This is a genomic window from Streptomyces sp. NPDC088766 (assembly GCF_044750845.1).
Taxonomy (GTDB): domain Bacteria; phylum Actinomycetota; class Actinomycetes; order Streptomycetales; family Streptomycetaceae; genus Streptomyces.
The window spans coordinates 151,725-176,162 of the sequence record NZ_JBIVKQ010000008.1 but is presented as its reverse complement, the minus strand read 5'-3'; the positions used below and the strand labels follow the sequence as shown (position 1 = coordinate 176,162).

Genomic DNA, 24,438 nt, shown 5'->3' with positions numbered 1-24,438 from the left:
TGAAAGAGCAGCACCCGTTGCCGTACGAAGGGAAGATGTCATGAACCTGTTCGACCTGCAGTCGATGGAGACCCCCAAGGAAGAGGCCATGGGGGACGTCGAGACCGGCAGCCGCGCGAGCCTGCTGCTCTGCGGCGACAGCAGCCTCAGCGTCACGACCTGTAACTGACGCCCGGGCCGACCGCCGCGATGACGCGGTGACGCTCGGCACCGGTGCCCCGGGCCCTCGCCCGGGGCACCGGTGCCCGCGTGCACGGACACCTCCGCCACACGCTCCACCGCGTGCGTGAGCGGTGTCCCGGCAGAGGGACGGAGGGGAAGGGGCTGGTGGGGTGGTGGTGACGACCGGGCCACGGGCACGGCAGGTGCCCACGGCGGACGACGGGGCCGACGGCGGCGGGCCGGGCCGCACGCCCGAACTGCTGGTGCTGCTCTCCTCGGCCGGGGCGGCGGTGGCGGCGGTGGCCCAGCCCTTCGTGCTCGGCCGCACCCTCGATCTTCTGCTGCGCGGCGGTGACGCGGGGCACTGGCCGGCGCTCAGCGCCGCACTGCTCGTCGGCGAGATACTGCTGGACAGCCTCACCGCGCTGTTCACCGTCCGCTGCAACGCCGGCTGGACGGCTGCCATCCGTTCGCGCGCCTTCGCCGGACTGCTGGGCGCCGTACCGGACCGCGCACGAGGCCACACCCCGGGGGACGTCGGCACCCGCCTGACCCTCAACGCCGCCGACGCGGGCGGCGCCCCGGCGGCCCGCGCGGCGCTGGCGGCCTCGCTGGTCACCCCGGTGGGCGCGCTCGCCGCGCTGGCCGTCGTCGACGCATGGGTGGCGGCGTGCGTACTGGCCGGGCTGCCCGCCCTGGTGCTGGTGCTGCGGGCGTTCGCCCGTGACACCGGTGCGTCGGTGGCCGCCTACCAGCGCACCCAGTCACAGATCGCGTCCCGGCTGCTGGAAGCGCTGGAGGGCACCGCGACGATCGCCGCCGCGGGGACCGGCGCCCGGGAACGCGAGCGGGTGCTCGCGCCGTTGGGGGAACTCGCGGCCCTGGGCCGACGCATGTGGGCACTGCACGGACGGGCGCTGGGCAGGAGCGGCGTCCTGGTGCCGCTGCTGGTCCTGGCCGCCACGGCCGTCGGGGGCCTGCGGCTCGCGTCGGGCGCCCTGAGCGTGGGCGGCCTGCTCGCCGTCTGCCGGTACGCACAGCTGACGGCCGGCGTCGGCGGTGCCGCGTCGCTGCTGGGCACGGTCGTACGGGGCCGCCGGGCGCGGGAGCGGACCCTGGAGCTGGAACGGCTGCCCGCGCTGGCCTACGGAACACGCACCTTGCCGCCGGAGGGCCGGGGCGCTCTCGAACTGCGCGGTGTGCGCGTGGTGCGCGACGGCAGACAGGTGCTGCGCGCCGACGGCGTGCGGATACCGGGCGGCACCACCGCCGCGGTGGTCGGCCGCGGCGGAGCGGGGAAGTCCGTGCTGGCGGCCGTGGCGGGGCGGCTGATCGACCCCGACGAGGGACAGGTGCTGCTGGACGGCGTCCGCCTCGACCGGCTGGACCGCGAGGCGCTGCGCACCGAGGTCTCCTACGCCTTCGAGCGTCCGGCGCTGGGAGAGGGGACGGTCGCCGAAGCGGTCGCCACCGGGCCACGCCCCGTCTCCCGCGAACAGGTACGGCAGGCCGCCCGGGCCGCCGGCGCCGACGGCTTCGTACGCCGGCTGCCGCACGGTTACGACACCCCGCTGCCCGCTGCGCCGCTGTCGGGCGGCGAGCACCAACGCCTGGGACTGGCAAGGGCGTTCGCGCACGCCGGACGGCTCCTGATCATGGACGACGCGACGTCCAGCCTGGACACCGCCACGGAGCACGAGGTGGACCGGGCGCTGCGCCGGTCGCCGCGGCCCGGGACCCGGCTGGTCGTCGCGCACCGCCCGTCGGTCGCCGGCCGGGCGGACCTGGTGATCTGGCTGGAGGACGGAAGGGTGCGGGCGGTCGCGCCGCACCGCGACCTGTGGCACGAGGCCGACTACCGGGCGGTCTTCGGCCTCGGCGACGCAGGCCGCGTCGACGGCACGGGCGGCGACGAACGCCACGGCAGCAGCGACGGCACCGGCGGCCGCGAGGCCCCCGCGCCCGCAGCGGGGTCCGCGCGGCTGCCCGAACCCGAAGAGGCGCGGCCGTGAGCCGTGCCGGCGACGACCGCGCCCACCGCGCGGACGACGGGTCCGGGGCCCTGCGCCGGATCGCACCGCCGGCCCGACGCTTCCTCGCCCGCCGCAGAGGGGTCCTCGCGCGGCTCGCCCTCTGGTCACTGGCGGAGGCGGGGCAGGCCTTCCTGGTGGGCTACGGCGTCGCCCACTCCGTCGACCAGGGGTTCCTCGCCGGCGACACCCGCAAGGGGCTGCTGTGGCTCGCGGTCGCCGTGGTCGCGGTGCTGTTGGGTGCTCCGGTGATCCGGGGTGTCTTCGCCCAGTTGGCCGGGCTCACGGAGCCGCTGCGCGACGGCCTGGTCAGGCGTGCCGTCGACCGGGCCATGGAGCAGGCCCTGGACGGGCCCGGCGGGGCGGACCGGGCGGCCGTCTCCCGGCTGACGAACCAGGCCGAGATCGCCCGGGACAGCTTCGCCGGCCTGGTCCTCACCCTGCGTTCGTTCCTCTTCACCGCCGCCGGAGCGCTGCTCGGACTGCTGTCCCTGCACCCGGCCCTGATCGTGGTGGTCCTGCCGCCGCTGATCGGCGGCCTGGCCCTGTTCCTGGCCACGCTGCGGCCCATGGCGGCGGCTCAACGGCACGCCCTGGCGGCCGACGAGGCGCTGGGCGACCACGCGGCCCGCGCCCGGGCGGCGCTGCGCGATCTGACGGCCTGCGGGACCGGCCCCGGGACGGCACGGCGCGGCGCGGACCTGGTCGCCGATGCCGCCGCCGCATCCCGTGTCCTGGCCGGCTGGGCGGCGGTGCGCACGGCGGCGCTCGGCATCGCGGGCCAGCTGCCCGTCCTGGCCTTGCTGGTGGCGGTTCCGTGGCTACGCGGTCGCGGGGTGACGGCGGGCGCGCTGCTGGGCGCGTTCACCTATCTCGTCCAGTCGCTGCTGCCCGCCCTGCACACGCTGATGACCGCGCTCGGTGCGGCGGGCTCCCGGCTGCTGGTCGTCCTGGACCGCATCGCCGGTCCAGCGCCCTCGCCGGCGGCCGCGGACCGCACGCGGCCGGCGCCGGCACACCCGGCAGGGCCGCCCCCGGCCGCCGGTACAGCCACCGCCGCCCCGGCGCCCGGCGGCCACCGCCCTCGCGCGCGCTCGCGTCCCCCCGCGGACGACGGGCCGGCCGCGGCGGTGGAGCTGCGGTCCGTGACCCTGTCCTACGGCGTCCGCGCCGAGCCGGTCCTCGACGCGCTGGACCTGCGCGTAGCGCCGGGTGAGCACCTCGCCGTCGTCGGACCGAGCGGCATCGGCAAGTCGACGCTCACCCGCCTGGTCGCGGGGACGCTCGCGCCCAGCGGCGGTGAGGTGCGGGTGGCGGGACGCCGGGTGACCGGGCGCGCCGCCCTCGAACTCGCCGCACTGCGCACGCTGGTGCCCCAGGAGGCGTACGTCTTCTCCGGCACCGTGGGCGACAACCTGGCGTATCTGCGTCCGGACGCGGGCCGGACGGATCTCGACGCAGCCGTCCGGGCGCTCGGCCTGAGGTCGCTGGTCGATCGTCTGGGCGGACTCGACGGCACCGTGCGGCCCGGCGAACTCTCCCCGGCCGAAAGGCAGTCGGTCGCGCTGGCGCGCGCGTACCTGTCGCCCGCACCCCTGCTGCTGCTCGACGAGGCCACCTGCCATCTGGACCCCGCGTCCGAGGCCCGGGCGGAGGAGGCCCTCGCACGGCGGCCGGGGACGCTGCTGGTGGTGGCGCACCGCCTGTCGTCGGCCGTCCGCGCCGATCGGGTGCTGGTGCTGGACGGCGTGGCGGCGGTGTGCGGCGGGCACGAGGAGGTGCTGGCCCGTTCGGCCCTCTACCGCGACCTGACGGGCCACTGGAACGGCGGTCCCGGCCGGGAGGCCTGAACGCGGGACGCCGGACGGGCGCGGGTGGGGCACCGCGCGGTTCCTCAGGTCCAGCCGGCGTCCTGGACGATGCGGATCGCGTCGACCCGGTTGCGGGCGCCGACCTTGCGGATCGCCGTCGCCATGTAGTTGCGGACGGTCCCCCTGGACAGGTGCAGACGGGCTGCTATCTCGGCCATCGGCGTCCCCTCGGCCGCCAGGGAGAGCACGCTCAGTTCACGGGCGGTCAGGGGCATGACCGCGCCTTCGAGCAGGGCCACGGTGAGGGCGGCGTCGAGGAAGCGCTCCCCCTTGGCCACCGTGTGCACCGCCGTGATCAACCGCTGGGCCGGGGCGTTCTTGTCCACCAGACCGAGTGCGCCGGCGTCGAACGCCCTGCGCAGGACGCCCGGACGCCTGGGTGTCGTCAGGACGACGAGCAGGTCCCCCTGCCGCGCCCGGAACGGCGCGTCACGCGCCTCCCCCGGCCCCTGGAGGCACTCGCCGTCCACGACGCACACGTCCGTCGGCAGCACCTCGTCGTCCCTGGCGTCGGCGTGGGGGGACATGGCCGAGACCTCCAGCGTGTCGTCGGATCTCAGCAGTTCCACCAACGCCGAGCGCAGTAATTCCTCTTCGTGCACCACGCGGATACGGACCATCTCCCCCATCCCCTGTCAGCGGCTCTTCCGTGGGGCGGCCGGCCGCGCCGCTCGCACACCAGGGCCATGTGCCCTGATCCGCCCCGGGGGAACACGGCACAGGAGCCGGGTGGGGGCGCACCGGATGCAATCCGCCGCTTCCGGCGCACGGAAGGGAGCGCGAAACCGCTGCCCGCGCGGGCGAAAACGGCGGAGACACGCTCCGGCCGCCGACGGGGACCACCCCCCGGAGGCCCGGACGGCGGGCCGGCGCGCCCCCTTCGCCGTCCTCGCCCCCCTGGCCACGACGGCGGACCGCCCCGCGGAGCGGCCGTACCCCGCCGGACGAGAGGTGACGGACAGTGGTGCGGCACCGCCCGGAGCCCGGCCGGAAACAGTTCTCTTCCGATCTGACGCGAAACCCTCGGCCCCACCGGACGGCTCCCCTGCCGCCGCTGCCGCGCGGAGTGAGTTCTCGAGGAGGCGCTTCGCGGATCAGCGGCTCCCTCTGCCCGGTGCGTGCGGTTGCGCCCCGTCCGCCGCGCGGGTGCCGGGGCCGGCAGCGGGGAAGAGGCGCTGGACGGCCGCGACGACGGCCGCCTCGGGCAGGCAGGTGACGTCCGTGCGGGTCGCTTCGGAGACCGCGGCCAACTCCTGCTCGGCGATGAACCGGTGGAGGGCTTCCTTGCTGCGGAAGTAGGCGTAGACCCGTTCCTTGCTGGTCCTGGCCGCTTTGGCGATGCGCTCCCGGACAGGCCTTCGGTCCGCCCGGCGGGCCTCAGACCGGGTTCCGGACAGGGCCCAGGTCGGCGTGGAACAGGTGGTGGTCCGAGTACGGGGTGGATCGCACGCGGTGCGCGAGCGGGGTGATGCCGCGCAGGAAGACGTAGTCGAACTTGCTGTGCCAGTCGGTGGTCGGCTCGCAGGTGCCGGCGGACGAGGGACGGCACCGGGGGTCCGCGTCCTCGGCCAGTGCCCACATCCGGCCGAGTTCGGGAGCGTCCGGCACCGCGTTGAAGTCGCCGAGGACTATCGCGCGGTCGTGACGGGCGACTTCCGCGGCGAGCACCGCGGCCTGCTCCGCCCGGACCGCTTCCTGGCGTCGTTCGGCGAGGTGGGTGTTGAAGACCCGGACGGTCCGGCCGCCGACCGTGGTGGTGACCGCCATGTACCCGCGGTCCTCGGATCCGCCGTCGGGGTACTCCACCTCGACCAGGTCGGTCATCGGGGCCGCCGAGAGCACTGCCTGGCCGTAGCCTCCGGGACTCCAGGGCATTCCGCCGCAGCGGCCCCAGTTCCGCAGGACCGTCCCGTACGCGACGTGGTAGACGAGCCCGTAGAGGTTCTCCAGGTGGTCCCGGATCTTCTCGACGTCACGCACACACGCTTCCTGCAGCCCGACGACCTGGGGCGCGTACGCGGCGATCTGCGCCGCCCGGTCGGCGGCGCCCGTGTCGCAGGGGTTGCAGAGGTTCCACGTCATGACGCGGTTCGGTACGACGTCCCCGGCGGCGTCGGCGGGCAGTGATCTGCCGGAGAGGTCATCGCCCGGCGCACTGCGGCCGACGAGCGCCACGCAGACCAGGGCCAGGATCGCGGCACCCGCGAGCAACGGCATGCGCCTTCCGGACACCCTCGCCTCCTCGCTGTGGGGCGCACACGGCAACAGACGCCCCCGGCGACGAGATTACGGGACGGGACGGCCGGCAACACGTGCTGGTCCCTCCTGAGCCGGCTGGGCAGCGGGGCGTCGTCCGGCCGCCCGGGACGGCGCCACCGCGTCCCGGTAGGGGGTGTCCGCGCTCGACGGCCGCGTCCGGGCCCGGGAAGCCGAAGCCGGCGCCGGGTACCGCGGCCGGTCGTGGGCGTACGGGCGGTGGGCGTGGTGCACCGGGGCGCGGGGCCGTGGAAGGCCCGAAGACGGTCCCGGTCGTGCACCGGCCGGAGTCGTGCGCACCCTCCGCGCCGCGGCCGGCGCCCGCGCCGGCGAACCGCTCGCGCACCTGCCGGGGAACCGGACCCGGTGCCGTGGCGCCGAACGCCGCAGGCCCTCAGGCTGGTGACAGGGACGACCGTGGCGCGGGACCGCCCGGAGCCGGCCGTGCCGGGCTCGGACGGCAGCGGACGCTCATGGGGGTGTCGGCGGTGCCGCGACGACAGGCCCTGGTTCACGGCCCGGAGCCGGCGGTGTCGCGACGACGGGCCCGCCTTCAAGGCCCGGACGGCCCTGGCCGCCGCGGCGGGCGGGGCCAAGGACGGGGAGGTGGTCGTCACCCCCGCGACGGGGCCGGTACCCGCCGGCACGCTTTGTGAGCGTCCAGGAACCCAGGAGCCCACGATGGAGACATTCACCAGCACGTGCGCCACAGCCGGACGGTGTCCGCCGGACGGTTCCGCGGCCCCGCGGGTCTCGCTCCACGGGCGGGGCTGATGAACGTCGGGGCGGACCTCACGGGGCCCGGTGCCCGGACCGGCCCGTCAGCCGGTCCGGGTGGGGCGCCGGCCGTTCAGGAGCTGCGTGCCGGGGACGTCTTCACCACGTTGGACACCTCGCCGCGGGGGCTTTCGGCGGCCGAGGCACGCACACGACTGGACCGGTACGGCGCCAACGAGCTGCCCCGCTCGGGCCGCACCCGGGTGTGGCGGCAGCTGGCGGCGCAGTTCACGGACCTGTTCGCGATCGTGCTGCTCGTCGCGTCGGGGATCACCTTCGTCGCGTACGGGCTGGGACAGCCCCGTGACCCGGGCACCTTGCAGCTGGCCTTCGCCATCCTGGGCGTGGTGGTGCTCAACGCCGTCATCGGTTTCGCCCAGGAGTACTCGGCGGAGCGTACGGCGGAGTCGCTGCAGGCGATGGTGCCGCACGCCTGCCGGGCGCTGCGCGACGGGGAGCGGCTGGAGCTGCCGGTGCGCGAGCTGGTGCCGGGGGACGTGGTGTGGGTGGAGGCCGGGGACGCGGTGTCGGCCGACTGCCGGATCGTCGAGGCACACGAGCTGTCCGTGAACAACGCTCCGCTGACCGGGGAGAGCAACGCGGTCGGCCGTACGGCCGAACCGGTGTCGGCCGGACCGCCGCTGGAGGCCCGCAACTGCCTGTTCATGGGTACGGAGGTGGTCGCCGGGTCGGGCAGGGCCGTCGTCTTCGCCACCGGCGCGAGAACGGAGTTCGGGAAGATCTACCGCCTGGCCGCGGCGGCGCCGCGGCAGAAGACGCCGCTGCAGCGGCAGGTGGCCTCGATGGCCCGCCGGGTGGCGGGGGCGGCCCTGGCGATCGGCGCCCTGCTGTTCGCCGTCCGGCTGCCCACCGGCGAGTCCGTGGTGTCCTCGTTCGTCTTCGCGCTCGGTGTCATGGTCGCGCTGGTTCCCGAAGGGCTGCCCGCGACGCTCTCGGTGTCGCTGGCGATCGGCGTGCGGCGCATGGCGCGGCGGCACGCGCTGGTCAAGCGGCTGCTCGCGGTGGAGGCGCTCGGCTCGACGACCGTGATCTGCACCGACAAGACCGGCACGCTCACGCAGGCGGAGATGACCGTCAGCAAGGTGTGGGCCGACGGCTCGCTGCACTCGGTGTCGGGCGTGGGTTACGCGCCCGTCGGCGAGGTGGAGAATCCGGCGCCCGTGCGGGAACTGCTGCGCGTGGCGGGGCTGTGCTGCAACGCCCGGCTGGTCCCGCCGGCGGATCTGCGGCACTGGAGGGTGCTCGGCGACACCACCGAGGGAGCGCTGCTGGTCGCGGCGGCCAAGGCCGGGGTCGACCTGGACGCCGCGGAGGCGGCCACGCCCCGTGTGACGGAGTTCCCCTTCGACTCCGAGCGCAAGCTGATGACGACGGTGCACCGCAGCGGTGCGGATCACCACGCGTACGTCAAGGGAGCTCCCTCGGAGCTGCTGGCCCGCTGCACCGCCGTCGAGTGGAAGGGCGAGCGCCGGCCCCTGACCGAGGAGACGCGCGCCGCCGTCGTCGCCGCGGGTGACGACCTCGCGTCCCAGGGACTACGGGTGCTGGCGGCGGCACGGCGCGAGGTGGCCGGCCCCCACCCCGCGCAGGAGGAGGCGGAGTCCGGGCTGACGCTGCTCGGTCTGGTCGGCATGCTGGACCCGCCGCGGCCCGAGGTCACGGACGCGGTCGGGGCCTGCCGCCGGGCCGGTATCCGCATCGTCATGGTCACCGGCGACCATCCGCTGACCGCCGAGGCGGTCGCCCGCCGGGTGGGCATCGTGCTCGGGCCGGATCCCGTGGTGGTGACCGGCGCCCGGCTCGACACCCTCGACGAGGACGCGCTGGACGCGCTGCTGGCCGAGCCGTCGGAGCTGCTGCTGTGCCGGGTCAGCCCGGAGCACAAGATGCGGGTGGTCACCGCCTTCCAGCGGCGGGGTGAGGTGGTGGCGGTCACCGGGGACGGCGCGAACGACGCACCGGCCCTGAAGCACGGCGACATCGGGGTGGCGATGGGTGCCTCGGGCACGGACGTGGCCCGGGAGGCGGCCTCGATGGTGCTGCTGGACGACTCGTTCGCCTCCATCGCCACGGCGGTGCGGCTGGGCAGGACGGTTTATCAGAACATCCGCAAGTTCTTCGTGTACCTCTTCAGCCACAACATCAGCGAGCTGGTCCCGATCCTGGCCGCGACGTTGGCCGGGTTCCCGCTGGTACCCATCAGCGCGGTGCAGATCCTGGCGATCGACCTGGGTTCGGATGTGCTTCCGGCCCTCGCGCTGGGCGCGGAACCGCCGGAGCCGGACGTGATGGACCGCCCCCCGCGCTCCCGGCGCGAGCCGCTGTTCTCGGCGGCGGTGGTGGGACGGATCTTGTTCCTCGGCGGCATCCAGGCTCTCGGCGTGTGCGCCGTGTTCTTCTGGCACATCCACTCCGCGGGCATCCCGTTCGACGAGTTCACCAAGGACGATCCGGTCTACCGGGAGGCGATCACCATGGTCCAGGCCGGGATCGTGGTCAGCCAGTTCTTCAACGCGCAGGCGGTACGGACCGACCGCGAGAGTGTCCTGAAGGCCGGACTGCTGTCGAACCCCGCGCTGCTGGGCGCCGGCTTCGTCGGAATCGCCTTCATGGCCGCGATCAGCTACGTCCCCCTGCTGCAGGCGGTCTTCAACACCGCGCCGCTGGCCGCCGGGGACTGGGCGGTCCTGGCCGGACTGGGAGTGCTGCCGCTGCTGGCGGACGAGCTCCGCAAGGGGTGGCTGCGTCGTCACCACCGCGTCGCCGGGAAAGAGGTGGACCGATGAGAGTGATCATCGTGGGCTGCGGACGAGTCGGTTCCACGCTGGCCGTCCAGCTCGCCGCCGAGGGGCACGACGTGCACGTCGTCGACCGGTGCCCCAAGGCGGCCCGGTGGCTGCCCGACAGCTCCCACATCCACTTCCACGAGGGCAACGGCTACAGCCGGGCCGTGCTGGAGGCGGCCGGCGTCGAGCACGCCGACGCCCTCGTGGCCGTGACCTCCGGGGACAACAGCAACATCGTCAGCGCACGGACGGCGAAGGAGACGTACCGGGTGCCGAACGTCCTCGCCCGCATCTACGACCCCCGCCGCGCCGACATCTACCGCGAGCTCGGCATCCCCACCATCGCCAGTGTCCGCTGGACCGTGCACCGCATCCACCGGATGCTGCTGCACCGCCATCTCTCCCCCGACATCAGCTTCGGCAACGGCGAGACCCTGCTCCACCGCTCCGAACTGCCGGCCTATCTGAGCGGACGGCGGCTGGCCGAGTTCGACGTCGACGGCGAGATCCGCGTCGTCGAGGTCACTCGTGGCGGCCACTCCATGGTCCCCTCCCACAGCACCACCGCGCGCCCGGGTGATCTGGTCACCTTCGCCGTCGCCACCACCGCGCTGGGCAGACTGCGCGGCTTCCTGGACAAGGAGCTGGGCACATGAACGTGATCATCGCCGGGGCCGGACGGCTCGGGACCCAGATCGCCCAGGTGCTCGCCGCCGCCCACAACGAGGTGACGTTGATCGACTCCGACGACGACCGCATCGCCGAGCTGGCGGGCCGCCTCCCGCTCCGTCTGGTCGCCGGAGACGCCTGCGAGCCCGGCCTCCTGGAACACGCGGGTGCCCTCACCGCCGACCTCGTCGTCGCCACCACCGGCGCCGACGAGGACAACCTGGTCATCAGCCTGCTCGCCAAGCGCCAGTTCGCCGTGGACCGGGTCGCGGCGCGCGTCAACGACGCCGACAACACCTGGCTGTTCGACCAGCGCTGGGGAGTCGACGTCGTCGTGCCCGCCGCGACCCCGCTGATCTCCCTGATCGAGGAGGCCACCGGCGCCACGGACACCGTGGCACTCCTGCGGCTGAGCAAGGCGGGCGTCGACGTCATCGAGACCGTGATCACGCCGCGGTCCCGCACCGCGGGCCGCACCCTCGCCGAGGTGCCGCTGCCCGACGGCACGGTGATCGCCACCGTCATCCGCGACGGGCAGCCCACCGTCCCCACCCCGGCCTTCACCCTCCGGGCCGGCGACGAACTCCTCCTGGTCTCCCACACCGCCACCGAGCAGGAGATCCACGCCGCGTTCCAGTGACGGCCGCGGGCCCCGCACGGGATGTCGAGAGCGGCGGTCGCGTGGGCCGACAGGTCCCCGGAAAGGGCCGGACCGCCCTCGCGGCGTCGCGCCGAAGCGGCCAGGCTTGTCATGAGCCCAATCCGGCGACTCACCGAAACGCCGGAGTGAAGGAGCTGATCGCCATGACACACCTGGCCGCGTCCCCGGACCGCCCGGTCCGGGTGAACGCCCGTGTCGACGCGCCGCTGTCGCGATGGCTGTGGCTCGTGAAGTGGATACTCGCCGTTCCGCACTACGTGGTGCTCTTCTTCCTCTGGATCGCCTTCTGCGTGGTGACGGTGATCGCGTTCTTCGCCATCCTGTTCACCGAGCGCTACCCCCGCGCCCTGTTCGACTTCAACCTGGGGGTGCTGCGCTGGAACTGGCGGGTGGCCTTCTACGCGTACGACGCGCTGGGCACGGACCGGTACCCCCCGTTCAGCCTGGGCGAGGAAGCGGACTACCCGGCCCGGCTGGACATCGCCTACCCCGAGCGGCTCTCCCGCGGCCTGGTGCTGGTGAAGTGGTGGCTGCTGGCGATCCCGCACTACCTGGTCATCGGCTTCCTCGTCGGCGGCGCGCACCTCGGCTGGTGGTCGAGCGGGCTGATCGGCGTGCTGACACTCGTCGCGGTCGTGGTCCTGGCCTTCACCGAGAAGTATCCGAAGGACCTGTTCGACCTGGTCATCGGCCTCAACCGGTGGGTGCTGCGCGTCTTTGCCTACGCCGCGCTGATGACGGACGCGTACCCGCCGTTCCGTCTGGACATGGGCGGCTCGGAAACGCCGGCCGCCGAAGAGCGGGCCTGATCGCCGCCCCCGGAGGGGCGCCTCCTCCCCTCCGGCGCCTCCTCCCCTCCGGCGCCGCCCGCACGGCCGCTCATCCGTGCTCGGATCGCAGTTCGCGGACCCGGGCGCGGAACACGCGCCAGCGCCTCTCGTTGCCGTGCACGAGCATCGCCGACTCCGCCATGAGGTCGGCCGCCCGGTCGAACAGTTCGGAAGCCGCGTACAGGTAGCGGGGGGCCTCGCGCTCGCCCTCCAGGTCGGCCCTGAGCGCCGCCGGAGAGAAGTCGACCCGGGCCAGCAGGTCGAGGGCGCGGCGCAGCAGCCGCGCGACCAGGGTCTGCAGCCCCGCCGACTGCCAGTCGTCGGCGATGATCCGGTGCCGCTCCCCCAGCAGGTCGGCCAGCGCCGGGTAGGCGGCCAGGCTTCCCGCGATCTCCCAGGCCTGCTCCATCGCCCGGGCCAGCCAGGCACCGCCCTGCTCGGTGTCGTCGGCGATCGTGCCGACTTCCCTCTTCAGTCTCCGGAGTTCCGCGGGCTCGTCCTCCCCTTCCATGAAGAGGATCCCCGACTCCGCGACGAGCCCCGGGGCGTTCAGGTCCTCGGCGCCGGCGAATCCGATCGCCGACGTCCGCTCACCGGCCTCGGCCTCGCTCCACCGGTCGGCCAGCGACTTCAGCGCGCGGGAGCGCGCCTGGAGCTCCGCGGCCTGCCGCAGCGGAGCCTGTGAGTAGTACTCCTCGTGCTCCCGGTGGAACCGCGCCAGGTTGTCGATCACCCGCAGCAGTGGGTCCGCAGGGGTACGCCGCGTCTCGTCCTCGGACATGCAGGCAGTCTGTGGCGGCCCTCGCGCACCTGCGCGGGGGCCGCGTCCATCAGGGTGACCGCGGCGAGGGCGTTCAGCCCGTCCTCTGCCCGCTCATCCGCTTGCGGGCACGATAGGCCGCCGCCTTGATCTTGTTGCCGCACGGATCCATGGCGCACCATTCGCGCCGCGCCCCCCGGGACCTGTCGATGTAGACCTGCGAGCACTCGGGATTGCCGCACTCCTTGAGCAGCGAGGCGTCCGGCCCGCCGAGCACCGCGACGGCGTCCCGGGCGACGGCGGCGAACGCCTGCTCGAGGGAGGCTTCGACATGACGCCCTGTCGCGCTGAGCTGCGGAACGGGGGTGGGCCTGCGGGCGTACGCGTTCACGAGCGCCAGCGCGTCGCGGTCGTAGGCGGCACCGGCCATCCGCGCCAGGATCAGCTGGTGAACGGCCTCGCGGAGCGCCAGGGCCGCACGGAGATCCGTGGCCTCGCAGGGGATCTCGTGCTCCGCGATCCCGCTCTCGCAAAACCAGACGCTGAGGCTCTCGGGTGAGGAAAGGTCCTCACGGGGCGCAGAGCGGTGCCGGTAACGCAGCGTTCCCGCGAAGTCGAGCGCGGGGGCACCTCCGGGGAAAGCGTGCATCATGTCACCATTTTGAGCGGTGACGGATCGGGATGCAAGAGGCGCGGTGAGGAGGGCCGTGACCTGACCGGCGCCCGCGCGGACCGCCGTACGGCCCACGCATCAGGGCCTTACGTCCGCTGGAGGAACGCCGGTCGGCGCGGTGTGATGGAAGGGACGGGGCCAAAGGCGGCTGCCGCGACGGCCGGACGAGGTGTGCCATGGACGACTCCACCAGCCCCACCCTCACCGGACGGCTGCGCCGCCTGACGGGCGCCGTCTTGTCCCTCCGGTGGGAACCGGTGCTGCTGGCCGTCACGGCGGGGGCTCTGACGGCCGGTGGCATCGCCCGGCTCGTCGGCGCCGACGGTCTCGCGGACCTGCTCTGGGCCCTGGGGACGGTGTCCGCCGTCATACCCGCGGTGGGGTGGGTGGTGGCCGCGCTGCGGCACGGGCGCGCCGGCGTCGACCTGATCGCCGTGCTGGCCCTGGGCGGCACCCTGGCCGTGGGCGAGTACCTGGCCGGGGCCCTGATCGCGCTGATGCTCGCGACCGGCCGCACCCTCGAAGCCGCCGCCCAGCGGCGCGCCTCCCACGACCTGCGCGCCCTGCTGGAACACGCGCCGCGATCGGCGCGCCGGCGGACGGACGCCGGCGTGGACACGGTGGCGCTGGCCGAGGTCGGTGTCGGCGACCTGCTCGTCGTGGGTCCCGGCGAAGTGGTCCCCGTGGACGGCAGGGTGGAGAGCGACGCCGCCGTCCTGGACGAGTCGGTGCTCACCGGTGAGCCCCTCCAGGTCGAACGGCCGCGGGGCGAGACGGTCCGCAGCGGTGTGGTCAACGCGGGCGGTGCCTTCGAACTGCGGGCGACCGCGACCGAGCAGGACAGCACCTACGCGGGCATCGTGCGCCTGGCCCGGCAGGCCGGGGCGGAGTCCGCGCCCGTGGTGCGGCTCGCCGACCGTTACGCGGCCTGGTTCCTGCCCCTGTCCCTGGTGGTGGCGGCACTCGCCTGGCTGATCAGCGGATCCGCCGTACGGGCGGTGGCGGTGCTGGTGGTCGCCACCCCGTGCCCCCTGCTGCTGGCCGCGCCGGTCGCGATCGTCTCCGGTCTCTCCCGCGCCTCCCGCCTCGGCGTGGTCATCCGCGACGGCGGCGCCCTGGAGAACCTGGGCCGCGCCCGCACCCTGCTGCTGGACAAGACCGGAACCCTCACCGGCGGCCGCCCCCGGGTCCTGGACGTGACCGCCGCGCCCGGCGGCAAGCCCGCGGAGGTGCTCCGCCTGGCGGCGTCCCTCGACCAGTACTCGCCGCACGTCCTCGCCCACGCCATCGTCGACACGGCCCGGGAACGCAAGCTGGAACTGTCGGTTCCGGCGGACGTCGGGGAGGAGCCCGGACGCGGCGCCTCGGGCACGGTCGAGGGGCACCGGGTCTACATCGGCCGTCTCGACGCCTCGGACCTGAAGCCTGCGTGGGCCCGCGCCGTCGACAACCGCGCCCTCCTCGACGGCGCGGCCGTCGCCTGGCTGACCGTCGACGGACAACCGGCCGGCGCCGTCCTGCTGCGCGACCCGGTCCGGCCCGACGCGCCCCGCACCCTGCGCCACCTGCGGGCGGCGGGCATCGAACGGCTGCTGATGCTCACCGGCGACCGCGCCGAACCCGCCCAGGAGGTCGCCACCGTCCTCGGCCTCGACGACGTGCGCGCCGGGCTCAGCCCGGCCGGCAAGGTCGCCGTCGTGCGCGCCGAACGCGAACGCGCGGTCACCGTGATGGTGGGCGACGGCGTCAACGACGCACCCGCCCTCGCCGCCGCCGACATCGGCGTGGCCATGGGGGCTCGCGGCTCCACCGCCTCCTCCGAGGCGGCCGACATCGTCCTGACCTCGGACCGCGTCGACCGTCTGGCCGACGCCGTCTCCATCGCCGTACGAGCCCGGCGCATCGCCGTGCAGAGCGCGCTGGGCGGCATGCTGATGTCGCTCGCCGCCATGGGCGTGGCCGCCTTCGGCCTGCTCCCGCCCGCCGCCGGCGCGCTGCTCCAGGAGGGCATCGACGTCGCGGTCATCCTCAACGCCCTGCGCGCGCTGCGCGTCGACCGGTCCGCGCGACCGGCCCTGACGCCGACCGCCGAGGCGCTCATCCACCGCTTCGCGGCGGAGCACGACGACCTCCAGGACGTCCTCGAAGCCGTGCGCGACGCCGCCGACCAGCTCTCCGAAGACCCCGGCCCCAAGGCCCTCGCGGCCGTCGAGGAGACCCACCGGCTGCTCACCGAACGGCTGCTGCCCCACGAGTACGCCGAAGAACACCAGCTCTACCCCGCCCTGGCCCCCGCCCTCGGCGGCCCCGAGGCCACCGCCACCATGAGCCGCGCCCACGCCGAGATCGAACGTCTCTCCCGCCGCATCGCCACCCATCTGCGCCTGGCGCACGCCGACGGCGGCCTCACCCCCGGCCAGCTGGACGACCTGCGCTCCAGCCTGTACGGGCTGAACACCGTCCTGCGCCTGCACTTCACGCAGGAGGAGGAGAACTACTTCTCGCTGGCCCCGTGAGAACGCGCCCGGGTCCGGGCGAGCGCACCCGGCCGCCCGGACCTGCGTCGCCGGCGTCGGTGTCCCCCGTGCCGGATCCGTCGGTGGACGTGGCCCGAAGGCCCCCGGCGGCGCAGCGGCCGCCCGCTCCCGACCGGCCGCACCACGTCGGGAACGGGCCGGTTTCGCCCGCGGCCGCCCCGGGTCGGGTCGGGTCGGGTCGGGTCGGGTCGGGAGGACCTGACCCGACCCGGGAACACCACGGCGAGGGGACGGTCAGGAGCCGACGACAGCGCGGACGTTGTCCAGCGTGCCGCAGCCCGCCTTCAACTGACGCTCGCGCTCCGCCAGGAAGGCCTCCCCCAGCTCCTGCCGACGCTCCATGGCGACGTTCTCGCGTGCGCCGTTGAGAATCGTCCGCTCCTCCTCGTCGGCGTGGTGGGTGACCGCCTCCACCAGTGCTTCCAGCTTCTCGTCCCACTCCTCGGAGCCGACCTGCTCGACCTCCAGGAGTTCGAGGAGCGCCTTGTTGCCCTCCTCGTGCTCCTCCTCGCCGTGCTCGACCTCCTCGTCGTCGATCTTCTGGTAGCGCTTGAGGGCGGGATACACCTTCGCCTCCTCGGCCAGCGCGTGCGCGATCAGCAGATCGGCGAACTCGCGCAGGGCGGCGGCCCGGTCGGCCTCGACGCTGCGCATCAGGCGGAAGAGGTCCTCCATCCTGCGGTGGTCCCGGAGGATGAGTTCGACGACGTCTCGTGTCTCGGCCATGGAAGGGGCTTCTCTTTCGTGCGGGGGAACCTTGCCGGAACCGGCTACCCCCGCCCGGCGACTTCAGTGTTCCCGGCTCCGCGACGTTCCCGGCTCCGCGTCGGGGCGCGGGAACAGCGGACGGTCCCGCCCCGAGCCGGCGGGACGAGGCCACGCTCGACGACGTCCGGCTTCCGCGGACCGGCGTGGGAGGGCCGCTCGACGCGGTGGCCGTCTCCGGCCGCCCGGAGCGCGCACGCCCACGCCCACTCCCACGCCCACTCCTGCGGCCTCGGCCTCGGCCGGGACCGGGCCGCTCGCGATCGGTACGGGCCGCCACTGGAGCGACATCGACACGGACGGCAGCCCCGTCAGCGGCACCACCACCGTCGTCGGGTACGCCCAGCCTGCCGAGGACGTCGACCTGCCCGACACGGCCGCCGACTTCCCCGATCCCGTGCGGGCCGTCCTCGAGGTGAAGGTGTGCGCCGACGACAAGAGCACCACCGTGATGGTCTCGCAGGCCCCGTGGGCTCTGGGCTTCGCCGATGACACCCGCCTGGACTCCCCCGGCCTCAGCGGCTCGGGGTGCCGAAGCCGGAGTACTCCGCCGACGGCGCCGCGGTGCAGCCGGGCACCTGCCTGCGCGGAAAGATCACGTACTCCGTCGAACGGGGCACCCGCCCCCACCGGGTGATCTGCAGCGTGAGCGTGGAGGGACGCGACCTGGTCGAATGGACGATCCCGAAGGCGTGTGGGGTCCGAGCGGGTCCGGCCGTTGCCGTACCCGCTCGGTCCCCACCCGGATGGAGCCTTTTCTTCGGACCGGGGAACCTGCAACGACCGACCGGACCGTCCCCCTCCGTCCCGGGAACCGGCCGGCTACTGCGGCCTGGTCGCGATCTGGATCAGGTTGCCGCAGGTGTCGTCGAACACGGCGGTGGTGACGGGGCCCGTCTCCAGGGGCTCCTGGGTGAAGCGGACGCCGAGGTCGCGCAGGCGCTCGTACTCCGCCGTCACGTCGTCGACGGCGAACTGGGCGAGCGGGATGCCGTCACCGACGAGCGCATCGCGGTAGGGCTTGACGGCCGGATGACCGGCGGGCTCCAGGAGCAGTTCGGTGCCGTCCGGCTCGTCGGGCGAGACGACGGTCAGCCACCGGGCGTTCCCGCCCAACGGGACGTCGTACTTCTTCACGAAGCCGAGGACCTCGGTGTAGAAGCGCTCGGCCTTGGTCTGGTCGTCGACGAAGACGCTGGTGAGATGGATCTTCACGGGGTGCTCTCCTGCGGTCCGGAGGGGTCGGGCACGAGCCAGCGCTCGGCGATCTGCCGCAGCGGCGTCGTGTTCAGGTCATGGAACTTGTAGCGGCCCTCCCGCCTGGTCCCGACGAGCCCGGCGGCCTCCAGCACGGCGAGGTGCTGGGACACGCCCTGGCGTGAGATGCCCAGCTGGTGCTTCATGGTCAGGCGCGAGCAGATCTCGAACAGGGTCTGCCCGGACTTCTCCGTGAGCTCGTCGAGGATGGCACGCCGGGTGGGGTCGGCCAGAGCTTTGAAAACGTCGTCGGCCACCACCCCAGCATAGGCAAGCAATCACTTGCCTATCAAGTCGGAGCGGGCAACGGGCAGGGGTTGCCCCCCGCCGCACCCGCGCCGCCTGCGCGCGTCCGCCCGGGACGAGCGGCGGCACTTCGTCACCGCCCCGGACTCCGCCGACCGCCCACGACGTCAGGGAGGTCGTCGTCATGCGTGTCGGCCACGAGCTCGGCGAGGGTGAAATGAGCCTCACGGCAAGACATCCGGTTCTGGACGCGCACGAAGCAGGCGCGTTCGGAGACACGGAAGACCTGTCTCCTCTGGCGTCGGCGCCCTGATGCGGTCGACGCCTCCGAGAAGGTGTCGGCCAGGTGAAGCATCACGGCCAGGGCTTCGGCCTCCGTTCCCTCGAACTCCCGGTGAACCGTGTGGCGCCAGGCCTCCGCCTCACCTTCGGCGCGCAGGACGACCCATCGGGGCATGGTGTTCTCCAGTCCGTGGGGCGGCGTGAGCCGAGTGACCGCACCCGCGTCCCGCAGTCGGCCCGAACCGGGTGTCGGACTCGATGGCTCCGGCCGGGAGGGTACAGGAAGGAACGGGCAACCAGGTTCCTCCTCGAGGGACTTGCGCATGTCACCGCACCGCACGGGGAGCCCGGCACCCCACGCGTCGCCGGGCGAGGAGATCCGTGTCCGCGGCGGGAGAGGGAACGCCCGCGGGACGCGGGGACGCCGTTGCGGCCCGCAACGTTTTCCCTCCCGAGCACTTAACCGCAACTAAACTTAACCGGTTTTGCTCGAATGGTTGTCTGTGCGCCGATTCTCCTTCTAGCCTCTCTCACGACCGCCGACGGGAGGGTCATCCCCGCCATTCGTTTCTTTCCTGACCACGGGAAACGTGTGGTGGTCCGTCGCGGTCGTCCGACGTCCCGCTGCCCGGTGCGAGTCGCACGCCAGACCCGGGCAGCGGGATTCCCGGCAGGCACGAGGCACCCCTTTCCCGGCCCGGGCACGGCCAGGAACGGCGAGCACGCGTGTCCGCGCCCGTGACAACCTTGGGAGCAGCAATGAGAAGAGGACTGGCCACCGCGGCGGGAGCGTTGCTGGCCGTCGCGGCCTCGCTACTGGCCGCCCCGTCCCCGGCACAGGCGGAGACGCAGGCGGTGGCGGGGTTCCACGTCGGTGACGGCCGCCTGCTGGACGCGAACGGCAACGATTTCGTCCTGCGCGGCGTCAACCACGCCCACACCTGGTACCCCGCCCGGACGCCCCAGGCGCTGAAGGACGTCAAGGCGCTGGGCGCCAACTCGGTGCGCGTGGTCCTCGCCACGGGGGACCGCTGGACCAGGAACACCGCCGCCGACGTGGCCGCCGTCATCACCGAGTGCAGGCGGAACCGTCTGATCTGCGTCCTGGAGGCGCACGACACCACCGGCTACGGCGAGCAGGCCGGGGCGGCGTCCCTCGCCCGCGCCGTGGACTACTGGATCGGCATCCGGGACGTACTGCGGGGCCAGGAGAAGTACGTCGTCCTGAACCTCGGGAACGAGCCGTACGGCAATTCCGGCTACGGGGCGTGGACCTCGGACACGCAGAACGCGATCGCGCGCATGCGTGACGCCGGTTTCGACCACACCCTCATGGTCGACGCGCCCAACTGGGGCCAGGACTGGTCCTTCACCATGCGGGACAACGCCGGGAAGGTCTTCGCGGCCGACCCCGACCGCAACACGGTCTTCTCGATCCACATGTACGGCGTCTTCGACACCGCCGCCGAGGTGAACGACTACCTGAACCGGTTCACATCGCAGAAGCTGCCCATTGTGGTGGGTGAATTCGGCAACAACCACTCGGACGGCAACCCGGACGAGGACGCCGTCATGGCCGCCGCCCAGCGACTCGGCGTCGGGTATCTGGGGTGGTCCTGGAGCGGCAACGGCGGCGGCGTCGAGTACCTCGACATGGCCACCGGCTTCGACGCCTCCCGGCTCACCGACTGGGGTCGCCGCATCTTCGACGGCACCAACGGCACCAAGCAGACCGCGCGCGAGTCCGGCGTCTTCGGCTCCGTCCCGGACGACGGTTCCACCGGGGGAAGCTGTGCGGTCACCTACCGGCTCAGCGACTGGGGCAACTCGTTCAACGCGGACGTGACCATACGCAACACCGCCGCCACGGCCGTGAAGGGCTGGCGGCTCGACTTCGCCTTCCCGGGCGAGCAGAGGCTCGGCCACGCCTGGAACGCCCGGGCGACTCAGCAGGGGCGCCAGGTGCAGGCCGCCAACGAGTCCTGGACGGAGACGATTCCGGCCGGCGGCACGGTGAGCTTCGGCTTCAACGGCTCCTCCACCGTGGGGACCAACGGCGTTCCCGCGTCCTTCACCCTCAACGGCAGCACCTGCACGACGAGTTGACGGCCGCAGGCCGGCAGGCGCAGGGTCGCTTCCCTCGGCGGAGCGGCCCTGCGCGCGTTCACCGCACTATTCACCGGTCCTGGGCGCCCGGGCGGTGGAGCCCCGTGGTGTCAGCGTGGGCGTCGGCGCCTGGTGCGGACCGGTCCGCGTTCCGTTGATCACGTCGAACAGGATCCGCGCCACCTCCGCTCCGAAGTGGTGCACGTCGTGGCTCATCGCCGACAGCGTCGGGTGGGTGATGCGGCACAGCTGGGAGTCGTCCCAGGCGACCAGCGACAGGTCGTCGGGGACGGTGAAGCCCATTTCGGCGGCGACGCCCGCGCCCGCGACCGCCATGATGTCGTTGTCGTAGACGATGGCGGTGGGCCGGTCGGCGGCGAGCAGCAACGAGCGGGTGGCGCGGGCACCCTCCTTCTCGTCGAAGCCCGTGGCGATCTGCCGGGCCTCCTCCAGCCCGAGTTCACTCATGGTGGACGCGAACGCCCGCGTGCGGATGGCGCTGTGGCCGAGGTCGGCCGGGCCGCCGACGCGGGCGATCCTGCGGTGGCCGAGCGCCGCCAGGTAGCGGACGGCCTCGCCGACCGCGGAGGCGTCGTCGGTCCACACAGCCGGGAACGGACCGGTGAGGGAGGGGTGGCCGACGGCCACGGCGGGCAGCCCGGCCCCCTTGAGGGCGGGCAGCCGGGGATCGTCCTCGCGGAGGTCCACCAGGATCGCCCCGGCAATCATCCGGCCGCTCCACCACGCCTTGTAGACGGCGATCTCCTCGTCGAGGTCGCGCACCAGCCGCAGCAGCAGCGAGCACGACCGCTCCGCCAGGACGCTCTCGATGCCGGAGATGAACTCCATGTAGAACGGCTCGAGGCCGAGCAGCCGGGCGGGCCGGCACAGCGCGAGCCCGACGACGTCCACCCGCTGGTTGGACAGGCTGCGCGCGGTGGCGCTGGGGGCCCAGCCCAGTTCCCGGGCCGCCTCGAAGATCCGCTCGCGGGTGGCCGCGGAGACGCCGGGCTTGTGGTTGAACGCCAGCGACACCGCGCCCTTGGACACCCCGGCCCGGGCGGCGACGTCCTTGATGGTGACCCGGTCCGTCGAGCTGTTCACGTCACGTCCACGCAGTGCAGTGCGGCCCGGACATCCTGTACGTCGACGCTGTCGCAGCCGGTGACCCGGATCCGCACGTGTTCGCCGGGCAGCAGGGTCTCAAGGCCCCGGTCGCCGACGGCGGCCGGGCCGAGCCGGTCTGCCTGGAGCAGGAGGTCTCGGACGAGGGTACGGGCGCTCACCACGACGTCGACTCTATCCCGCTGTCCGGGAACGGGTTCCACGCTGACGTCGTAGACGGGCCGCGGGTAGGCGAAGTCCTTGTCGGCGACCGGGAAGTGCAGGGCGCGCAGTCCTTCCCCGCTCTCGCCCTCGCCCGGGCGGGGAGACGCCCCCGCGTCGGCGACCAGGAACTCCTTCGCCGACTGCGCGTCCGGGACGAGGTCGCGGGGCACCGCGAGCCGGACGACCGAGCGGGGCCCGACGGTCACGTCGAGGACGCTCTCGTGGATCAGGGTTCCGTCCGCCCGCCACCGGCGCAGCGTGACCGCCGTCGGCCAGGGCTCGGCGGCCTGGTTGACCGCGGCGAGCACCGGGCCGTCGGTGCCGGGCTGCAGGGTCAGGAGCCGGTCGGCGTAGACCCGGCGCAGCTCGTGGTGGAGGGGCTTGGGGCGGCCGTCGCTGTCGACGGCGGCCCAGGAGGTGACGGGCCAGCAGTCGTTGAGCTGCCAGACGATGGTGCCCGCGCAGACGGGCCAGTGCGAGCGCCAGTGTTCGATGCCCGCCGCGACCGCCCGGGCCTGCACGAGCTGGGTCAGGTAGTGCCAGCGGTCGAAGTCGCCCTCGGGCAGCGGGAAGTGGCGTGCGACACCGCGGTCGAGCTTGCCGTTGCCGTCCTCGGCCTTCTGGTGGTGGAGCATGCCCGGGGAGTCGGGGGCGAGCCGCTCGCCGGGCAGGGCGCGCCGCAGGGTGGCCTGCGCGGGTGGTGCCTGCCAGCCGAACTCCGCCACGAACCGGGGGACGCTCGCCCGGTACTCGGTGTAGTCCTGGCGGTTCCACACCTCCCAGGAGTGGTGGGTGCCGTGGGCGGGGTCGTTGGGGTGGTGGTCCCAGGAACCGGACCAGGGGCTGCCGGCGGTGTAGGGGCGGGTCGGGTCGAGTTCGGCCACGACGCGGGGCAGCAGGCCGAGGTAGTAGCCCTCGCCCCAGGAGTCGCCGGCGAGCGCGTCCTCCCAGCCCCAGTCGCGAAAGCCCCACAGGTTCTCGTTGTTGCCGTTCCACAGGACCAGGGAGGGATGCGGCATGAGCCGGACAACGTTGTCGCGCGCCTCCGCCTCCACCTCGCCGCGCAGCGGCTGTTCCTCAGGGTAGGCGGAACAGGCGAAGAGGAAGTCCTGCCAGACCATCAGGCCCAGTTCGTCGCAGGCGTCGTAGAAGGCGTCGTCCTCGTAGATGCCGCCGCCCCAGACCCGCACCAGGTCGACGTTGGCCTCGGCGGCCTGGGTGAGCCGGGTCCGGTAGCGCTCCGGGGTGATCCGGGAGGGGAGGGCGTCGTCGGGGATCCAGTTGACACCGCGGGCGAAGATCCGCACGCCGTTGACGACGAGGGTGAAGCCGGTGCCGTGCTCGTCGGCCGAGCGGTCGAGTTCGACCGTGCGGAAGCCGATCCGGCGGTGCCAGGTGTCCAGCGGACCGCCCTCGTCGTCGCTCAGGGCGAGGTGGAGGTCGTACAGGGGCTGTTCGCCGTATCCGCGGGGCCACCACAGGCGCGCGCCGGGCACCTCCAGGTGCAGTACCGCCTCGTCGCAGGTCAGGACGGCCTCGGCGCGGGCGCCGGCCAGCCGGGCCTCGGCGCGCAGCGTGCGCCCGCGCCCCTGCGCGGTGCGTTCGACCTCCAGCCGCACCTCCACCCGGCCGGTGCCCTCGTCCACGGTGACGAGCGGGCGTACGCCGGCGATGCGGGCGGTGGACCAGTGCTCGAGTCGCACGGGCCGCCAGATGCCGGCGGTCACCAGCGTGGGACCCCAGTCCCAGCCGAAGCTGCAGGCCATCTTGCGGATGTACTGCGACGGCTCCGGGTAGACGTTGGGCCGCTCCCCGGTGACGGCGCGGACGGCCGCGGCCTCGTCGTAGGCGGAGGCGAAGCGGATCTCCAGCGGCCCGGTGCGGCCGGTGACGTCGAACCGGTAACGGCGGTGCATGTTGCGGGTCGTGCCGACCGGACGGCCGCCGAGGGTGAGGTGCGCGGCCGTGTCGAGGCCGTCGAGGACCAGGTCGGTGCGCTCGTGCGCGCTGTCGTGCGTGAGGTCCGCGAGATCGCGGACGTAGGTCCAGGCTCGGCGGCCGACCCAGGCGACCTCCGTCTCGTTGAGTCCGACGAACGGGTCGGGGATGACGCCGGCGGCCAGCAGATCGGTGTGGACGCAGCCGGGCACCGTGGCCTCCAGCAGTTCCTGTCCGTGGCGCAGGCTCCAGCCTTCCGTGAGCTGGGTGACGTCCTTCATGTGCGGCTCCAATCGCCTGACTCAGGCCCCGGTGGAGGGACAACGGCCGACAACCTAGCCCGCTGATCAACGACTGTCCATAAACCGGTCTAGTTCCCTCCGTGATCCCTTCCCGTGACTCAGTGCACGTCAGCATCGGCCGCACGCGACCCACGGTAACGATTGCGTATCGTGCGGGAAATCCCAGCTTTACCGGTTAAT

18 protein-coding genes are annotated in these 24,438 nt (G+C 73.4%); 9 read left to right on the top strand and 9 right to left on the bottom strand.

The annotated features are described in order from the left end of the window. Positions 1-40: 40 nt before the first annotated feature. The 3 genes from ACIP5W_RS13990 to ACIP5W_RS13980 all read left to right on the top strand — a co-directional run bounded on the left by ACIP5W_RS13990 (position 41) and on the right by ACIP5W_RS13980 (position 4,042). On the top strand, positions 41-169 hold the full coding sequence (locus tag ACIP5W_RS13990; RefSeq protein ID WP_006130296.1) for a SapB/AmfS family lanthipeptide: 129 nt from the start codon (positions 41-43) through the stop codon (positions 167-169). Positions 170-335: 166 nt separating this feature from the next. Continuing rightward, complete coding sequence (locus ACIP5W_RS13985) at positions 336-2,174, top strand: ATP-binding cassette domain-containing protein (RefSeq protein ID WP_401471940.1); 1,839 nt, start codon at positions 336-338, stop codon at positions 2,172-2,174. Then, positions 2,171-4,042, top strand: a complete 1,872-nt coding sequence (locus ACIP5W_RS13980; RefSeq protein WP_401471652.1) for an ATP-binding cassette domain-containing protein — start codon at positions 2,171-2,173, stop codon at positions 4,040-4,042. The genes ACIP5W_RS13985 and ACIP5W_RS13980 overlap by 4 nt, the downstream gene beginning before the upstream one ends. A gap of 44 nt (positions 4,043-4,086) precedes the next feature. On the opposite strand, the gene ACIP5W_RS13975 is transcribed toward ACIP5W_RS13980, so the two are convergent. Both ACIP5W_RS13975 and ACIP5W_RS13970 read right to left on the bottom strand, forming a co-directional pair. Further along, the gene (locus ACIP5W_RS13975) at positions 4,087-4,683 is read right to left on the bottom strand and encodes a LuxR C-terminal-related transcriptional regulator (RefSeq protein WP_401471649.1); all 597 of its coding nucleotides are present in this window, start codon (positions 4,681-4,683) and stop codon (positions 4,087-4,089) included. A 757-nt stretch (positions 4,684-5,440) separates the two neighbouring features. Next, positions 5,441-6,280, bottom strand: a complete 840-nt coding sequence (locus ACIP5W_RS13970) for an endonuclease/exonuclease/phosphatase family protein (protein WP_401471937.1) — start codon at positions 6,278-6,280, stop codon at positions 5,441-5,443. Between the two features lie 923 nt (positions 6,281-7,203). On the opposite strand from ACIP5W_RS13970, the gene ACIP5W_RS13965 reads away from it, so the two are divergent. The 4 genes from ACIP5W_RS13965 to ACIP5W_RS13950 all read left to right on the top strand — a co-directional run bounded on the left by ACIP5W_RS13965 (position 7,204) and on the right by ACIP5W_RS13950 (position 12,042). Continuing rightward, on the top strand, positions 7,204-9,903 hold the full coding sequence (locus ACIP5W_RS13965) for a cation-translocating P-type ATPase (protein ID WP_401471646.1): 2,700 nt from the start codon (positions 7,204-7,206) through the stop codon (positions 9,901-9,903). Beyond that, entirely contained in the window at positions 9,900-10,559 is a 660-nt protein-coding gene (locus ACIP5W_RS13960) for a potassium channel family protein (protein ID WP_401471643.1), read from the top strand. The genes ACIP5W_RS13965 and ACIP5W_RS13960 overlap by 4 nt, the downstream gene beginning before the upstream one ends. Next, positions 10,556-11,212: a potassium channel family protein gene (locus tag ACIP5W_RS13955; RefSeq protein WP_401471640.1), complete on the top strand. Its 657-nt coding sequence runs from the start codon at positions 10,556-10,558 to the stop codon at positions 11,210-11,212. The genes ACIP5W_RS13960 and ACIP5W_RS13955 overlap by 4 nt, the downstream gene beginning before the upstream one ends. A gap of 164 nt (positions 11,213-11,376) precedes the next feature. Beyond that, on the top strand, positions 11,377-12,042 hold the full coding sequence (locus tag ACIP5W_RS13950; RefSeq protein ID WP_401471637.1) for a DUF4389 domain-containing protein: 666 nt from the start codon (positions 11,377-11,379) through the stop codon (positions 12,040-12,042). Between the two features lie 70 nt (positions 12,043-12,112). On the opposite strand, the gene ACIP5W_RS13945 is transcribed toward ACIP5W_RS13950, so the two are convergent. Together ACIP5W_RS13945 and ACIP5W_RS13940 are read right to left on the bottom strand one after the other, a co-directional pair. Beyond that, positions 12,113-12,844 (bottom strand): hypothetical protein, encoded by a 732-nt coding sequence (locus ACIP5W_RS13945; RefSeq protein ID WP_401471634.1) that lies wholly within the window; start codon positions 12,842-12,844, stop codon positions 12,113-12,115. 73 nt (positions 12,845-12,917) lie between these two features. Further along, complete coding sequence (locus ACIP5W_RS13940; protein ID WP_401471631.1) at positions 12,918-13,475, bottom strand: CGNR zinc finger domain-containing protein; 558 nt, start codon at positions 13,473-13,475, stop codon at positions 12,918-12,920. A gap of 197 nt (positions 13,476-13,672) precedes the next feature. Here ACIP5W_RS13940 and ACIP5W_RS13935 point away from each other — a divergent pair, with 197 nt between their 5' ends. After that, the gene (locus ACIP5W_RS13935) at positions 13,673-16,012 is read left to right on the top strand and encodes a heavy metal translocating P-type ATPase (RefSeq protein ID WP_401471628.1); all 2,340 of its coding nucleotides are present in this window, start codon (positions 13,673-13,675) and stop codon (positions 16,010-16,012) included. 255 nt (positions 16,013-16,267) lie between these two features. Here the strand turns inward: ACIP5W_RS13935 and ACIP5W_RS13930 are convergent, their stop codons facing one another. The 3 genes from ACIP5W_RS13930 to ACIP5W_RS13920 form a co-directional block, all read right to left on the bottom strand. Further along, positions 16,268-16,759 carry a hemerythrin domain-containing protein gene (locus ACIP5W_RS13930; protein ID WP_401471625.1) on the bottom strand — a complete coding sequence of 164 codons (492 nt, stop codon included), beginning with the start codon at positions 16,757-16,759 and terminating at the stop codon, positions 16,268-16,270. 861 nt (positions 16,760-17,620) lie between these two features. Next, positions 17,621-18,013 (bottom strand): VOC family protein, encoded by a 393-nt coding sequence (locus ACIP5W_RS13925; RefSeq protein WP_401471622.1) that lies wholly within the window; start codon positions 18,011-18,013, stop codon positions 17,621-17,623. Continuing rightward, positions 18,010-18,312, bottom strand: a complete 303-nt coding sequence (locus tag ACIP5W_RS13920; RefSeq protein WP_401471619.1) for an ArsR/SmtB family transcription factor — start codon at positions 18,310-18,312, stop codon at positions 18,010-18,012. Before ACIP5W_RS13920 ends, ACIP5W_RS13925 begins: the two co-directional genes overlap by 4 nt. A 1,030-nt stretch (positions 18,313-19,342) precedes the next feature. Between ACIP5W_RS13920 and ACIP5W_RS13915 the strand changes: the two genes are divergently transcribed. Continuing rightward, complete coding sequence (locus tag ACIP5W_RS13915) at positions 19,343-20,689, top strand: cellulase family glycosylhydrolase (protein WP_401471616.1); 1,347 nt, start codon at positions 19,343-19,345, stop codon at positions 20,687-20,689. Between the two features lie 66 nt (positions 20,690-20,755). Here the strand turns inward: ACIP5W_RS13915 and ACIP5W_RS13910 are convergent, their stop codons facing one another. Both ACIP5W_RS13910 and ACIP5W_RS13905 read right to left on the bottom strand, forming a co-directional pair. After that, positions 20,756-21,793: a LacI family DNA-binding transcriptional regulator gene (locus tag ACIP5W_RS13910; protein WP_401471613.1), complete on the bottom strand. Its 1,038-nt coding sequence runs from the start codon at positions 21,791-21,793 to the stop codon at positions 20,756-20,758. Further along, positions 21,790-24,237, bottom strand: a complete 2,448-nt coding sequence (locus ACIP5W_RS13905; protein WP_401471610.1) for a glycoside hydrolase family 2 protein — start codon at positions 24,235-24,237, stop codon at positions 21,790-21,792. The genes ACIP5W_RS13910 and ACIP5W_RS13905 overlap by 4 nt, the downstream gene beginning before the upstream one ends. Between the last annotated feature and the right edge of the window lie 201 nt (positions 24,238-24,438).